We start from the raw sequence: 14,227 nt of genomic DNA, 5'->3' as shown, positions 1-14,227 counted from the left end.
TCGATTTATATAGGAGGGAAATTACATGCCACGTGTTAAAGGCGGTACAGTTACGCGTAAGCGTCGTAAAAAGATTCTTAAATTAGCAAAAGGTTATTACGGTTCAAAACATACATTATATAAAGTTGCAAACCAACAGGTTATGAAGTCATTGCAATATGCATATCGTGACCGTCGTCAAAAGAAGCGCGACTTCCGTAAGCTTTGGATTACTCGTATCAACGCGGCTGCACGCATGAACGGCCTTTCTTACAGCCGTTTAATGCACGGTTTAAAACTTGCAGGTGTTGAAGTAAACCGTAAAATGCTTGCTGAACTTGCGATTCAAGATGAAAAAGCATTCGCAGAATTAGCGAACATTGCTAAAACACAAAACAGTAAGTAAGTTTAAACGGCCATTCTCTTCGGGAATGGCCGTTTTATTTCTAAATGGAGGATTTTGATGAGTACGGAACAAATCTTTCTTATCGGTTTGCTTATTATGAACGTATTTGGATATTTTCTAATGAAGGTTGATAAACAACGGGCAAAGCAGAAAGAGTATCGAGTGAGTGAAAAAAGGTTATGGTTAATCGCAATCTTAGGTGGTGCATTGGGGATGACCATCGGTATGAACCGATACAGGCATAAAACGAAGCATCTTCAGTTTAAACTCGGTTTACCGATTTTAACGATCCTACAGCTGAGCATGATTGTTTTGTTTAGTTTTTAAAAAGCCAGCTAGGTTTAATTTAGCTGGCTTTTTTAAGATTTACTCAAAATCTGGTTTTTTTTCCATAAACTCTTTTACTGGGCTCTTCCAACTTATTTTGGCACCAGGATATGTTTCATGAATTTGGTCTTCAATAAAAATAAAATCTTCATAAGATAAGCCTTTTAGTGCGGCTGTATTTTTTGCCCAAATAAAAATAGAAACAACCTCGAATGCGTATTCTGTCGTCCCTAAATATTTTTCTCCTTCAAACATTACACCTTTATATGTTAGGAGAAAGTTTTTTCGAACATTTTCAGGGTCATCTAATAAATAGAAACGCTTTTGGTCATGGGCGATTTCTAACTTTCTTTTAGGGTTGACTAAATATTTCACCATTCGATATAGAATGAAAATAATCGCAGCGAATAGAAAAAGCCGAAAGATTAATTGCATAATGCGTCTCCTCCACTACTCTTTTTCTTATTTACGTGTCTGCCTAATGAATAGTTTCATTTCAGTGGAAAATTCCGATATAATTTTTAAATGAAGAGGAGGAATAGGAATGGATTTTCAAAAATTATATACAATGCAGTCGAATTTGGATGCTCATATTGAAGAAAAGCATGATTTACAAGAAGAAGATTTATTTGATCGTAAATTACTTGCCTTGTTAGTCGAGCTCGGGGAACTTGCCAATGAAACAAGATGTTTTAAATTTTGGAGTTTAAAAGCGCCATCCGAAAAAAAAATCATTTTAGAGGAATTTGTTGATGGAATTCATTTTATATTATCAATAGGAAATGAAGTTGGATTTATGTATAGACAAACGGAAGTGGAAATTCCTGAGTGTACAGCCTCTGAACAGTTTTTAGAGGTTTATGAAGCAATATCTCGTTTTCGTCATTCAAGGTCAGAAACTGATTACAGAGTGATGTTTCAAACCTATTTAGCACTAGCATCACTACTTGGGTTATCAAGCAGTGAAATTGAAAAAGCGTATATGGAGAAAAATGAGGTTAACTTTGATCGGCAGGAGAAAGGGTATTGATAGCCCTTTTGTACTTTGTTTATTCGTTTCTGTATAATAAAGTCTATATTACATATTAAGGGAGTCGAAATATATGACAAAATTAGATGAAACCTTAACGATGCTTAAAGAATTAACTGATGCCAGAGGCATCCCTGGAAATGAGCGAGAGGTTCGCGAATGCATGAGCAAGTACATAGCGCCTTATGCAGATGAGTTATCTGTAGATGGTTTAGGTAGTTTAATTGCGAAAAAAGGGAACAATGGTCCGAAAGTCATGGTCGCTGGTCATTTAGACGAAGTTGGCTTCATGGTCACACGAATTGATGATAAGGGTTTTATTCGTTTTCAAACGGTCGGTGGCTGGTGGTCACAAGTAATGCTAGCACAACGAGTGACGATTGTGACAAGTAAAGGTGATGTAACTGGTGTAATTGGTTCAAAACCACCGCATATACTGACCCCTGAAGCGAGAAAAAAACCAGTTGAAATAAAAGATATGTTCATTGATATTGGTGCATCAAGCCGTGAGGAAGCGGAAGATTGGGGAGTAAAACCAGGGGATATGGTTGTTCCATATTTTGAATTCACAGTCATGAACAATGAAAAAATGCTGCTTGCTAAAGCATGGGATAACCGAATTGGCTGTGCGATTGCAATTGATGTGATGAAACAGTTAAAGAATGAGAAACACGAAAATATTGTTTATGGTGTAGGAACCATTCAAGAGGAAGTTGGCCTTCGTGGTGCGCGTACATCTGCCCAGGCGATTCAGCCTGACATTGCTTTTGGTGTTGACGTTGGCATTGCAGGAGACACGCCAGGGATTACAGAAAAGGAAGCGTTAAGCAAATTGGGGGATGGTCCGCAAATCATCCTATATGATGCAAGCATGGTTTCACATAAAGGTTTACGTGAATTTGTCACAAATGTAGCGGATGAATTGAATATCCCATACCAATTTGATTCTATGGCTGGTGGTGGGACAGATTCTGGTGCCATCCATACGACACATAGGGGAGTCCCGTCACTATCAATCACAATTGCAACACGTTATATTCATTCACATGCGGCGATTTTGCATCGTGACGACTACGAAAACGCAGTAAAATTGATTGTTGAAGTAATTAAACGGCTAGATCAAGAAGCGGTTAATAAAATTACGTTTGACTAAGACGAAAAGGAGCCTAATTTTAGGTTCCTTTTTGATTGATTATGGAGGAGAGTTTTAGCTTGAGCAGTTCTATTCTACAGTTTAGGCTGTTTACTCTATGAATTTACTTATTTTCTCTTCAAAAAACATGATTTACTCTCCAGTTCAACTGATTTATTCCCCGATTTAACCGAATTACTCTCTAAGAGACATAAATTGGAAACACAATAATACCAAAATAAAAATCCCCTAGTGATGAACAACTACTAGGGGGAGAAACCTTTTATCTCTTTAATCCATCTTCAAGCATGTTCAGCATATTTTGCTGATCCTGCGGAGAAGCGTTTTGCCATATGACTTCAAATAAAACTCCGAGGCCAGGTAACATCTTTTCTTCTCCGTTTTGAATGGCATCAACAATTGTACCTTTAAGTTCATCTTGCGTATTGCCAGAAACATTTTCAATAATTGCATGACGTAAATTTAAATTCATGAATAAATGCTCCTTTCCATTCCTTAATCTATACATAGGATGAACAAATTTGGTTTTATTATGTAAAAGATTTACGTTATAATAGAAAAATTGAAAGAAAAAGGGGTGTTCAGTTTGAAATACATCCATTCAACCATAAATCCTCAAGTAAAGCAGTGGAAAAAATTATTAACGAGGAAAGAAAGGGACAAGACGAAAACATTTCTTATTGAAGGGTTTCATCTCGTTGAAGAAGCATTAAAAAATAATGCGGACATTGAGACAATTATAATAAGTGAAAAAGTCGAACTGCCTTCAAGCTTTAATTATGGCTCTACACCAGTTGTCATGGTTACAGAGGAGATTGCACGCTCGCTTGCAGATACAGAGACAACACAGGGGATTTATGCTGTGTGTGCTCAACAACCAATTCCAAGCTCAAATGGGAAAACTTTTTTATTGATTGATTCTGTTCAAGACCCAGGAAACATTGGAACGATGATTCGAACGGCTGATGCAGCGGGAATTGATGCTGTGATTGTTGGAAAAGGAAGTGTCGACATTTATAACCCAAAAGTGCTACGAGCTGCACAGGGAAGTCATTTTCATCTTCCAGTGATAAGTGCAGATCTTCATAACTGGTTAGATTCCTTATTAGATCGAGGGATTTCCGTTTATGGAACCGCACTTGAGAATGCAATTTCCTACCATGAAGTTGAACAAGAGGAATCTTTTGCGCTGATTGTCGGCAATGAGGGGAGCGGGGTAAATCCAGAACTGCTTGATAAGACGAAGAAAAACCTTTATATTCCTATTTATGGAAAGAGTGAATCTTTGAATGTTGCAGTTGCGGCGGGAATTTTACTCTATTATTTAAAATCAACAAATTAAAGTTTTTTTCGGAAAATAGTTTGCGGTCAAAGCAAGAATATACTATAATAAACAGCAAAAATGACTTAAAAAGCAATGATGGAGAAGAGTAGCTGGCCAAAGCCATCCAGGGAGAAAATGCCTTTAGACTGAAAGCATTTTTATGGAAGCGGTTAGTGAATTCACCTCCTGAGCTGGCATCGGGACCATTTTCATCGTGAAATGTAAAGATGCACCGGCATATGCCGTTATCCGAATGAAGCGAACAGACCATACATATTTGTATTGCCTGTTAAAAAGGGTGGTACCGCGAAACCAGACTTCGTCCCTTTACATGGGATGGAGTCTTTTTATTTTGTCTAAAATTGAAGGAGGATCATTAAATGCAGGAAAGATTAAGAGAACTGCAAGCTGAGGCCCTTGAAAAAGTGGCACAAGCTGCGGACTTAAAAGAACTGAATGACATTCGCGTAGCTTATCTTGGAAAAAAGGGGCCGATTACAGAGGTTCTTAAGGGAATGGGGAAATTGTCTGCAGAGGAACGTCCAAAGATGGGAGCCCTTGCGAATGAAGTTCGGGATATAATTACTGGTTCCATTGAAGAAAAGCAAATTCAGCTCGAAAAAGCGGCTGTTGAGAAAAAGCTTGCCGCGGAAAAAATCGATGTCACCTTGCCAGGAAGACCTGTAAAAGAAGGAAATCATCATCCTCTAACTAGAATCATTGAGGAAATTGAGGATTTATTTATTGGTATGGGTTATACCGTTGCTGAGGGCCCGGAAGTGGAGAAGGATTATTACAACTTTGAAGCGTTGAACCTGCCAAAGGGGCATCCGGCGCGCGATATGCAGGACTCATTCTACATTACTGAGGAAATCTTGCTTCGCACACATACTTCTCCCGTTCAAGCAAGAACGATGGAAGCGCGCAAAGGCAAAGGTCCCGTGAAAATTATTTGCCCAGGAAAAGTATATCGCCGTGATAATGATGATGCGACTCACTCACACCAGTTCACTCAAATTGAGGGACTTGTTATCGATGAAAACATCCGCCTTAGTGATTTAAAAGGAACTTTAGACGGATTTGCAAAGAAAATGTTTGGGGACGATAGAGAAATCCGTCTTCGTCCTAGCTTTTTCCCTTTCACTGAGCCATCAGTTGAAATGGATATTTCTTGTAAAATGTGTGGCGGACATGGCTGCAGTACATGTAAAGGAACAGGGTGGATTGAAATACTTGGTGCAGGAATGGTCCATCCGAATGTACTGGAAATGGCCGGATACGATTCGAAAAAATATACAGGATTTGCTTTCGGAATGGGACCTGAACGTATTGCAATGCTAAAATACGGGGTTGATGATATTCGTCATTTCTATACAAATGATATTCGTTTCTTAAAGCAATTTTCGGTAACTGAATAGGGATTAGGAGGAATAAACATGCTTGTATCATATAAATGGCTGCAGGAGTACGTTGATATAGCTGACGTTTCAGCTGATGAATTGGCTGAGAAGATTACGAAAAGTGGGATCGAAGTCGAAGGTGTTGAAAAGTTAAATGAAGGAATCCGCGGTGTTGTTACCGGACATGTACTTGAGTGTGAAAGACACCCAAATGCAGAGAAATTAAGTAAAACGTTGGTGGATATAGGTGAAGGTGAGCCGGTCCAAATTATTTGTGGGGCTCCAAATGTTGCGAAGGGTCAAAAAGTCGCTGTTGCCAAAGTAGGAGCGGTATTACCTGGGAATTTTAAAATTAAGAAAGCAAAGCTTCGCGGAGAAGAATCACACGGAATGATCTGTTCGCTACAGGAATTGGGAATCGAAGCGAAACTAGTAGCGAAGGAATTTTCCGAAGGGATTTTTGTTTTTCCTGAAGATACGGAAGTTGGTCAAGATGCTTTAGCTCTTCTTGGCAGAGATGACGAAGTACTTGAACTAGGGTTGACTCCAAACCGGGCGGATTGTTTGAGCATGATTGGAGTAGGTTACGAAGTCGCAGCAATCCTAGATGAGAAAGTAAAATTGCCTGAACCAAAAGTGGCAGCAACTCAAGAACGAGCAGAAGATTATATTAAAGTAATCGTTGAAGATCAAGCAGCGAATCCACTTTATGTGGCGAAGGTCATTAAAAATGTAAAAATTGGCCCATCTCCGCTTTGGATGCAAGCTAGGTTAATGGCGTCTGGAATTCGACCGCATAATAATGTAGTTGATATTACGAATTATATTTTACTTGAGTACGGTCAGCCTCTCCATGCGTTTGACTACGATCGGTTTGGTTCAAAAGAGGTTCTCGTTCGTCGTGCAAAACAAGGGGAAGAAATGACTACTCTTGACGACACGAAACGAACACTAACAGATGAGCATCTTGTAATCACAAATGGCAGCGAGCCAGTTGCATTAGCAGGAGTTATGGGCGGAGCGAATTCTGAAGTGAGTGATGATACAACAACAGTGTTACTTGAGTCTGCTTATTTTATCGGACCGGTGATTCGTCAGTCCTCAAAAGATCATGGCCTACGAAGTGAAGCGAGTTCGCGTTATGAAAAAGGAGTCGATCCAAAAAGAGTACGACCAGCGGCAGAGCGGGCAGCCGAACTAATGGCGAAGTATGCTGGTGGCGAGGTTCTAGATGGAACGGTGGCCGCTGACAGTCTTCAAGTTGAGCCAGCTGTCGTTTCCGTTACGCTCGAAAAAATTAACCGCGTAATCGGTACAGAACTTACGATGGATGAGGTGATAGCGATTTTTGCTAAGCTTCAATTTGAAGTGGTCGTTGATAACGATACAGTTACCGTGACTGTACCTACTCGCCGTGGAGACATTACCATCGAAGAGGATCTAATTGAAGAAGTTGCACGACTTTATGGCTATGATAATGTTCCAATGACATTGCCAGTTGGAGCTAGTACACCAGGGCATTTGACTGGATATCAGCAAAAACGTCGGATTGTCCACCGTTTTCTTGAAGGGGCAGGGCTTTACCAAGCGATTACCTATTCTTTAACAAATAAAGAAAAAGCGACTCAATATGCATTGGAAAAATATGAGCCAGTTGAACTAGCAATGCCAATGAGCGAGGATCGCAGCTTGCTGCGTTTAAGCATCGTTCCGCAGTTATTAGAAGTGCTGAAGTACAATCTTGCTAGACAAAACGACAGTTTAGCTGTTTATGAAACGGGTGCAGTCTTCTTAAAGAATAGCGATTCAGATTTACCGGTTGAGGAAGAACATCTTGCTGTTGCTGTTACTGGACTGTGGGAAAACCATCAATGGCAGGGGGAGAAGAAGGCTGTTGATTTTTACGTCGTAAAAGGAATCCTTGACGGTTTATTTGCTAAACTAGGCTTAGACAATCAAGTCGGTTATCATGCTACTGAAATAGAAGGAATGCATCCTGGGAGAACAGCCGAGCTTAGTCTGAATGGGGATATAATCGGTTTTGTAGGCCAAGTGCATCCGACTGTTCAAAAAGAGCTAGACTTAAAAGAAACGTATGTGTTCGAAGTCAATTTAAGAGCTGTGTTAGAAGTCTCGACTGAACTTCTTCAATATGTACCAATCCCAAGATTTCCGTCAATTACAAGGGATATTGCCCTTGTTGTTGATAAAAATAAATCAGCTGCAGACCTTAAAGCAATTATTATTGAGGAAGGCAGCAAGCTCTTAAAGGAAGTACATGTTTTTGATCTATACGAGGGAGAACGAATGGAGGAAGGGAAAAAATCGATTGCGTTCTCGTTAAAATACTTTGATCCTGAAAAAACTCTTACAGATGAAGAGATTGCGAAAACTCACGAAAAAGTGTTAAAAGCCGTGGAGGAAAAAGCAGGAGCTGTGTTAAGAGGGTAATATGTAAAGAGGGCAACGATGGCGTTGTCCTCTTTATTCTTATGCGTTTCATCTGAAAGTCAATTATTTCTTTTTGGCCAACTTTTCTGCCTTTTCCGTATTGGCAAAATGAAGTTTGACAAACTGAGGAAGGCATTCTGTTCCTTTGCTTTTAATCAGTTTGGCTGCGGCAACGTCAACCTGGCTACCCGCTCCTTTTGGTATAATAAATCCAGCTTTTTTACTCAATTGGTCCATATGTTGGACAAATGCATATCTGGCAATCATCGAAGCTGCAGCAACAGCTAAATGGACGCTTTCACCCTTTGTACTAAAATAAACACTTTCTCGAATCACAGTTTGCTTTCCTTTTAAATACGAATAATAGACTTCTTCCTTCGCAAACTGATCAATTAATATTGCCTCAGGTTTTTCAGGAGCAATTTTATTAAGAACATGATTGATTGCTTGGTTATGTAATAACGCTTTCAACTTCCCCTGTGACATCCCCGAAGATTGCATCTGATTGTACTTTTCATTATGTAAAGTTAACAAGCTGTATGGAACAACTTTTACGAGCTGTTTAGCGATTTCAATGATTTTGTCATCTTTTAAATTTTTTGAATCTTGAACGCCGAGTTCTTTAAGAAGCTCGAGGTTTTCTTTTTTTACATAAGCGGCAACGACAGTAATCGGTCCAAAGAAATCTCCTGTGCCGACTTCATCTGATCCAATCACAGACATCGAACTCAGCCCAGACGGTAAATGAGAGGATACAGTTTTTTTCTTTGCGGTTGGATTTGAATTGTTTGCGATTCCCCACTTTGCTGCTTCTACCTCACCATCTCTCCCTTGAAACAACACTTTTCCCGATTTATACGCAGTTATGGAACACGTAGGTGTTTTTGCTGTGAACACACCGCCTGGTGGAATCTTTTCACTTAAGTAACGGCTGTAATGAGCCTTCATTTTTTCTATTTCCCTATTAGTAGTGGTTAAAACAGTATTTCCCAATCTGAATCACTCCTTCGTTCTTTGTCGATAATTATAGAATTATATCAAAATCAGTACTGAAAATGCTCGTTTTTATCTTTCCAGCTTTTTTCCTTCATGATATAGTATAGAATAGGATTCTTGTGAATGGAGGCATGAATGTTGTCAGACACAAAAAAAAATCGAACATCTGTGGTTATACATGGACAGCAGTACACGATAGTTGGAAGTGAAAGCACAAACCAAATCCGATTAGTTGCCTCTCTGGTTGATAATAAAATGCGAGAAATCCGTTCGTTGAATCCTTCCCTTGATATAAATAAGTTGGCTGTCTTGACGGCGGTCAATGCTGTCAATGACTATCTAAAGGAGAAAGAACGTGCTGAGCGTCTTGAGGCAGAAATTCAAAGGTTAAAGGAATGAAACGAACATGTTAGACTTACTTGTGTTATTAGCGCTATTGATAGGCTTTTTTATCGGATTAAAAAGAGGTTTTATCCTTCAAGTTATTCATATGACCGGCTTGATTATTGCTTTTATTATTGCTTACCTCTATTTTGATCAGCTTGCTCCTAACTTGAGGTTATGGGTCCCATATCCAAGCTTTGGTGAGGGGAATCTTCAGTTAGTATTTGATAATCCTAATATAGAGGATGCTTATTATCGCGCCATTGCCTTTGTCGTGATTTTCTTTGCGGTAAGGATTTTGCTCCAGATTATTGGCTCAATGTTTGATTTTGTTGCTAATTTACCTATTATAAGAAGCTTAAATGTATGGGCTGGTGGGTTTTTAGGTTTTGTGGAATCCTATTTAATTGTGTTTTTTATTTTATACATTTCTGCATTATTGCCTATAGATACGATTCAAGGTTCTCTTAATGATTCAGTTCTTGCCAATAGTATCGTCAAGCATACCCCTATCTTTTCTGAGCAAATTAAACAGTGGTGGTTTGAAACAAGCTAACTTCTCTGTAAAGAGGAGTTTTTCTTTTGATTTCCTTTCATACGGAAATTTCTATAAAATAATAGTGGGATTTTCTTTTAATATCAACTTATTGAAAATGGATTGAGGTAGGTGTGAACAATAGATGTCAGCAAATAAAAAAGATGTCATTCAATTGCTAGAAACAATTGCACTTTATATGGAACTAAGAGGAGAAAATTCCTTTAAAGTATCTGCATTTAGAAAGGCTGCAGCTGCGTTAGAAACTGAAGATCGAAGCTTAGCTGAAATTGATGAACTTACCGCTCTTCCTGGAATTGGAAAAGGGACGGCAGCGGTTATTGAAGAATATGTCAATGATGGGACTTCCTCCGTTTTAGCCGAATTGCAACAAATAGTACCTAAAGGTTTAATTCAACTACTTAAGCTTCCAGGGCTAGGGGGAAAGAAGATTTCAAAACTACATAAAGAGCTCGGTATAGAAGATGTGGCAGCACTTGAGGAAGCGTGTAAAGCCGGGAAAGTCCGTGAGTTAGCTGGGTTTGGCAAGAAATCAGAGGAGAAAATCTTAGCAGCGTTGGCAAATGTAGGAACACGCCCAGAGCGTTTACCTATTGCCTATATGTTATCGGTCACTGAAATGATTGAAACGCAACTAGAGACGTTTACTTCAGTTGAGACTTTTTCTAGAGCAGGAAGTCTTCGGAGAATGAGGGAAACGATTAAAGATCTTGATTACATTTTAGCTGTCAACGATGCAAATGAAGTAAAAAAACAGCTTGAAGCCTTACCAAATATCAAGGAGATGATTGCATCGGGGGAGACGAAAGTTTCCTTAATTTTAGCGCTCGACTACGATGTTAATGTCGATTTTAGGCTTGTTAAACGTGAGGAATTCACAACTGCTCTTCATCACTTTACAGGTTCGAAGGGTCATAATGTTCGAATGAGGCAGTTGGCAAAAGAACGAGGGGAAAAGATTAGTGAATACGGGGTAGAAAAGACAGATAGCGGTGAAATCCTTACTTTTGATTCAGAAGAGGCTTTTTATTCTCATTTTGATTTGCCTTTTATTCCACCGGAATTGCGTGAAGATGGGACTGAAGTAGACAATTACAATGAGAATCTGAACTTAATAAGCTTACACAAGATAAAAGGTGATTTACACATGCATTCAGCATGGAGCGATGGCGCTTATTCGCTTGAGGAAATGGCAGAAGCATGTCGAGCGCGGGGCTATCAATACATGGCGATGACAGACCACTCACAGTTTCTTAAAGTAGCCAATGGTCTAACACCAGAGCGGATTCGCAAACAAATTGCTGAGATAAGGAAATTAAATGCGAAATATGAGGATTTTACGATTTTAACAGGAATTGAGATGGATATATTACCTGATGGTACATTAGATTATGACGATGAACTACTCGCTGAACTCGACGTTGTCATCGCTTCAATTCATTCTTCCTTTTCTCAACCAAGGGAGAAAATTATGGAGCGTTTGAAAGCCGCGTTAATCAACCAGCATGTAGACATTATTGCTCATCCAACTGGGAGACTGATTGGCAGAAGAGAGGGCTATGATTTGGATATAGATGAACTCATTCAGTTAGCAAAAGAAACGAATACGGCTTTAGAACTGAATGCAAATCCGCATAGACTTGACCTAACTGCCTCTCATTTACGTATGGCACAAGAGGCAGGGGTGAAGATTGTTATCAATACAGATGCTCATAAAATCGACACGCTTTCACATATGGAAATAGGGGTGTCGACTGCTAGAAAAGGGTGGATTAAAGAAAGTACGGTGTTAAATACATTGAATGTTAATGAATTACTTCATTTTTTACATCAACGACATATATAAACCAAGGGGGATCTACTATTGCAGCAAAAAGTGCTGAGAACGCTTGAATTTGATAAAATTAGGGAACAGTTGCTTGAACATGTCTCATCCTCGTTAGGGTATGAAAAGGTTCAACGATTTGCTCCTTCTTCAGATTATGAAGAAGTGATTAAACTTCAAAACGAAACCGATGAAGCTGTGAATGTCCTTCGTTTAAAAGGCAATGTACCACTTGGCGGAATTTTTGATATTCGTCCGCATCTGAAAAGAGCAGCAATTGGTGGGATGCTTCGTCCGCAAGAGTTGATGCAAATAGCAAGTACTGTCCATGCTAGTAGACAAATAAAAAAGTTTATTCAAGAACTTGCTGAAGAGACGGATCTTCCGATTTTAATAAGCTATACAGAAGAAATCATTGTTCTTGCAGAACTAGAAGAGAAAATAAGACACGCAATTGATGATGGTGGAGAAGTATTAGATAGTGCGAGTGATGCACTTCGTACGTTAAGGCAACAGCTACGTTCACGAGAAAGAAGAGTCCGTGAAAAGCTGGAAAGTATGATCCGTTCTTCAAGTGCTCAAAAGATGCTTTCTGACGCAATCATAACGATTCGAAATGATCGGTTTGTTATCCCTGTTAAACAGGAGTACCGCGGACATTATGGGGGAATTATTCATGATCAAAGTTCCTCGGGTCAGACGTTATTTATGGAACCACAAAGTGTTGTTCAGTTAAACAATGAACTACAGGAAATCCGTGTGAAAGAGCAACAGGAAATAGAGCGAATCTTGATTGAGCTTTCCCTTCTCGTTGGAGAATACGAAAATGATTTATTAACAATTGTTCATATTATGGCAGAATTAGATTTTCTGTTTGCTAAAGCTCGTTATGGGAAAAAAATCAAAGGGTCAAAGCCAGCAGTGAACGATAAAGGCATCATAAAGTTATTCCAAGCACGACATCCGCTTATTCCCATTGATGAAGTGGTTGCTAATACAATTACGCTTGGTGAAGAATATACAACGATTGTAATTACAGGGCCAAATACAGGTGGAAAGACGGTAACGTTGAAAACATTGGGTTTATGCACAGTGATGGCTCAAGCGGGGCTGCAAATTCCGGCTCTGGATGGCTCGGAGATTGCAGTGTTTGATGCGGTTTATGCGGACATTGGTGATGAGCAATCCATTGAGCAAAGTTTAAGTACCTTTTCTTCACATATGGTGAATATTGTTGATATTTTAGAGCGGGTCGACTTTAATAGTCTTGTTTTATTTGATGAACTTGGGGCAGGAACGGATCCGCAGGAAGGAGCCGCCTTAGCGATCTCTATCCTTGATGAGGTATACAGACGTGGAGCAAGGGTGATCGCCACTACCCATTATCCTGAGTTGAAGGCATACGGCTACAATAGACCGGGTGTAATTAATGCGAGTGTTGAGTTCAATGTTGAAACATTAAGTCCGACCTATAAACTATTGCTAGGAGTTCCTGGGCGCAGCAATGCCTTTGAAATTTCTAAGCGGCTAGGATTGAAAGATTCTGTTATCGAAATGGCGAAAAGCTATATCAGTGCTGATAGCAACCAAGTTGAAAATATGATTGCTTCGCTTGAAAAAAGTCGTCGCCTAGCAGAGCAAGAAGCAGAAGAAGCACATGAACTTCTTAAAGACGCTGAAAAATTGCACAAAGATTTGCAAAAGCAGATGGTGACTTATTATGAAAAAAAAGAAGAACTAGTGGAAAAGGCGAAAGAAGAAGCTAGCCAAATCGTTGAAAAGGCTAGAGAAGAAGCTGAAGGGGTCATTCGAGACTTACGTAAGCTAAGGCTTGAGAAGAGTGCTGCTGTTAAAGAGCATGAGCTAATCGATGCAAGAAAACGCCTTGCAGAAGCTGAACCAGAAAAAAGTCCAGTGAAAATAGGGAAAAAATCTAAAACGACGAAACATACATTCCAGCCTGGTGATGAAGTGATGGTCCACAGCTTTGGTCAAAAAGGACATTTACTCGAGAGTACAGGAAAGAATGAATGGCAAGTTCAAATTGGTATTCTTAAAATGAAAGTTCATGAACGTGATATGGAGTATATCGAAACTCCAAAACAAAAAGAGGTAAAACCTATTGTAATGGTAAAAGGAAGAGATACATCTGTAGGTCTTGAGTTGGATCTACGTGGTGAACGATATGATGCTGCCTTAATTAGGGTTGAAAAGTATATTGATGATGCACTGCTTGCTAACTACCCACGTGTATCAATCATTCACGGGAAAGGGACAGGAGCTCTTATGCGTGGGGTTCAGGAATACTTGAAAAATCACCGTTCGGTTAAAAAAATTCGTTTCGGAGAAGCCGGTGAAGGGGGGACGGGGGTCACGATCGTCGAATTTAAATGATA

Annotated in this window: 14 protein-coding genes and 1 other annotated feature; of the genes, 11 read left to right on the top strand and 3 right to left on the bottom strand. The window is 39.5% G+C overall.

The window, feature by feature from the left end:
* Positions 1–25: 25 nt before the first annotated feature.
* Complete coding sequence (gene rplT, locus GNT69_RS09435; RefSeq protein ID WP_203554692.1) at positions 26–385, top strand: 50S ribosomal protein L20; 360 nt, start codon at positions 26–28, stop codon at positions 383–385.
* Positions 386–442: 57 nt separating this feature from the next.
* Complete coding sequence (locus GNT69_RS09430; protein ID WP_203554691.1) at positions 443–712, top strand: DUF1294 domain-containing protein; 270 nt, start codon at positions 443–445, stop codon at positions 710–712.
* A gap of 39 nt (positions 713–751) precedes the next feature.
* On the opposite strand, the gene GNT69_RS09425 is transcribed toward GNT69_RS09430, so the two are convergent.
* On the bottom strand, positions 752–1,147 hold the full coding sequence (locus GNT69_RS09425; RefSeq protein WP_203554690.1) for a sigma-w pathway protein ysdB: 396 nt from the start codon (positions 1,145–1,147) through the stop codon (positions 752–754).
* A 109-nt stretch (positions 1,148–1,256) separates the two neighbouring features.
* Here GNT69_RS09425 and GNT69_RS09420 point away from each other — a divergent pair, with 109 nt between their 5' ends.
* On the top strand, positions 1,257–1,742 hold the full coding sequence (locus GNT69_RS09420; RefSeq protein ID WP_203554689.1) for a dUTP diphosphatase: 486 nt from the start codon (positions 1,257–1,259) through the stop codon (positions 1,740–1,742).
* 73 nt (positions 1,743–1,815) lie between these two features.
* Positions 1,816–2,895 (top strand): M42 family metallopeptidase, encoded by a 1,080-nt coding sequence (locus GNT69_RS09415; RefSeq protein WP_203554688.1) that lies wholly within the window; start codon positions 1,816–1,818, stop codon positions 2,893–2,895.
* Positions 2,896–3,157: 262 nt separating this feature from the next.
* Here the strand turns inward: GNT69_RS09415 and sspI are convergent, their stop codons facing one another.
* Entirely contained in the window at positions 3,158–3,367 is a 210-nt protein-coding gene (sspI, locus tag GNT69_RS09410; protein ID WP_203554687.1) for a small acid-soluble spore protein SspI, read from the bottom strand.
* 114 nt (positions 3,368–3,481) lie between these two features.
* On the opposite strand from sspI, the gene GNT69_RS09405 reads away from it, so the two are divergent.
* The 3 genes from GNT69_RS09405 (at position 3,482) to pheT (ending at position 8,070) form a co-directional block, all read left to right on the top strand.
* A complete protein-coding gene (locus GNT69_RS09405; protein ID WP_203554686.1) occupies positions 3,482–4,237 on the top strand; it encodes a TrmH family RNA methyltransferase in 756 nt (251 codons plus the stop codon).
* Positions 4,238–4,303: 66 nt separating this feature from the next.
* Positions 4,304–4,549: a binding site (T-box leader), on the top strand.
* Positions 4,550–4,599: 50 nt separating this feature from the next.
* Positions 4,600–5,637, top strand: a complete 1,038-nt coding sequence (gene pheS, locus GNT69_RS09400; protein ID WP_203554685.1) for a phenylalanine--tRNA ligase subunit alpha — start codon at positions 4,600–4,602, stop codon at positions 5,635–5,637.
* 18 nt (positions 5,638–5,655) lie between these two features.
* The gene (gene pheT, locus GNT69_RS09395) at positions 5,656–8,070 is read left to right on the top strand and encodes a phenylalanine--tRNA ligase subunit beta (RefSeq protein ID WP_203554684.1); all 2,415 of its coding nucleotides are present in this window, start codon (positions 5,656–5,658) and stop codon (positions 8,068–8,070) included.
* A 63-nt stretch (positions 8,071–8,133) separates the two neighbouring features.
* On the opposite strand, the gene rnhC is transcribed toward pheT, so the two are convergent.
* The gene (rnhC, locus tag GNT69_RS09390; protein WP_203554683.1) at positions 8,134–9,063 is read right to left on the bottom strand and encodes a ribonuclease HIII; all 930 of its coding nucleotides are present in this window, start codon (positions 9,061–9,063) and stop codon (positions 8,134–8,136) included.
* Positions 9,064–9,204: 141 nt separating this feature from the next.
* Between rnhC and zapA the strand changes: the two genes are divergently transcribed.
* The 4 genes from zapA to GNT69_RS09370 all read left to right on the top strand — a co-directional run bounded on the left by zapA (position 9,205) and on the right by GNT69_RS09370 (position 14,225).
* The gene (zapA, locus tag GNT69_RS09385; RefSeq protein ID WP_203554905.1) at positions 9,205–9,465 is read left to right on the top strand and encodes a cell division protein ZapA; all 261 of its coding nucleotides are present in this window, start codon (positions 9,205–9,207) and stop codon (positions 9,463–9,465) included.
* 7 nt (positions 9,466–9,472) lie between these two features.
* Positions 9,473–10,006: a CvpA family protein gene (locus GNT69_RS09380; protein WP_203554682.1), complete on the top strand. Its 534-nt coding sequence runs from the start codon at positions 9,473–9,475 to the stop codon at positions 10,004–10,006.
* A 124-nt stretch (positions 10,007–10,130) separates the two neighbouring features.
* The gene (gene polX / locus GNT69_RS09375) at positions 10,131–11,852 is read left to right on the top strand and encodes a DNA polymerase/3'-5' exonuclease PolX (protein WP_203554681.1); all 1,722 of its coding nucleotides are present in this window, start codon (positions 10,131–10,133) and stop codon (positions 11,850–11,852) included.
* An 18-nt stretch (positions 11,853–11,870) separates the two neighbouring features.
* The gene (locus tag GNT69_RS09370; protein ID WP_203554680.1) at positions 11,871–14,225 is read left to right on the top strand and encodes an endonuclease MutS2; all 2,355 of its coding nucleotides are present in this window, start codon (positions 11,871–11,873) and stop codon (positions 14,223–14,225) included.
* Positions 14,226–14,227: the final 2 nt, after the last annotated feature.

The organism is Bacillus sp. B15-48, from assembly GCF_016879755.1.
Classification (GTDB): Bacteria; Bacillota; Bacilli; order Bacillales; family Cytobacillaceae; genus Mesobacillus_B.
This window is presented reverse-complemented; position numbering and strand designations above follow the sequence as displayed.

Bases quoted from the DNA above. Each gene is read 5' to 3' on its own strand.
- rplT (WP_203554692.1), top strand. From the start codon at position 26: ATGCCACGTGTTAAAGGCGGTACAGTTACGCGTAAGCGTCGTAAAAAG.
- GNT69_RS09430 (WP_203554691.1), top strand. From the start codon at position 443: ATGAGTACGGAACAAATCTTTCTTATCGGTTTGCTTATTATGAACGTA.
- GNT69_RS09425 (WP_203554690.1), bottom strand. From the start codon at position 1,147: ATGCAATTAATCTTTCGGCTTTTTCTATTCGCTGCGATTATTTTCATT.
- GNT69_RS09420 (WP_203554689.1), top strand. From the start codon at position 1,257: ATGGATTTTCAAAAATTATATACAATGCAGTCGAATTTGGATGCTCAT.
- GNT69_RS09415 (WP_203554688.1), top strand. From the start codon at position 1,816: ATGACAAAATTAGATGAAACCTTAACGATGCTTAAAGAATTAACTGAT.
- sspI (WP_203554687.1), bottom strand. From the start codon at position 3,367: ATGAATTTAAATTTACGTCATGCAATTATTGAAAATGTTTCTGGCAAT.
- pheS (WP_203554685.1), top strand. From the start codon at position 4,600: ATGCAGGAAAGATTAAGAGAACTGCAAGCTGAGGCCCTTGAAAAAGTG.
- pheT (WP_203554684.1), top strand. From the start codon at position 5,656: ATGCTTGTATCATATAAATGGCTGCAGGAGTACGTTGATATAGCTGAC.
- GNT69_RS09380 (WP_203554682.1), top strand. From the start codon at position 9,473: ATGTTAGACTTACTTGTGTTATTAGCGCTATTGATAGGCTTTTTTATC.
- polX (WP_203554681.1), top strand. From the start codon at position 10,131: ATGTCAGCAAATAAAAAAGATGTCATTCAATTGCTAGAAACAATTGCA.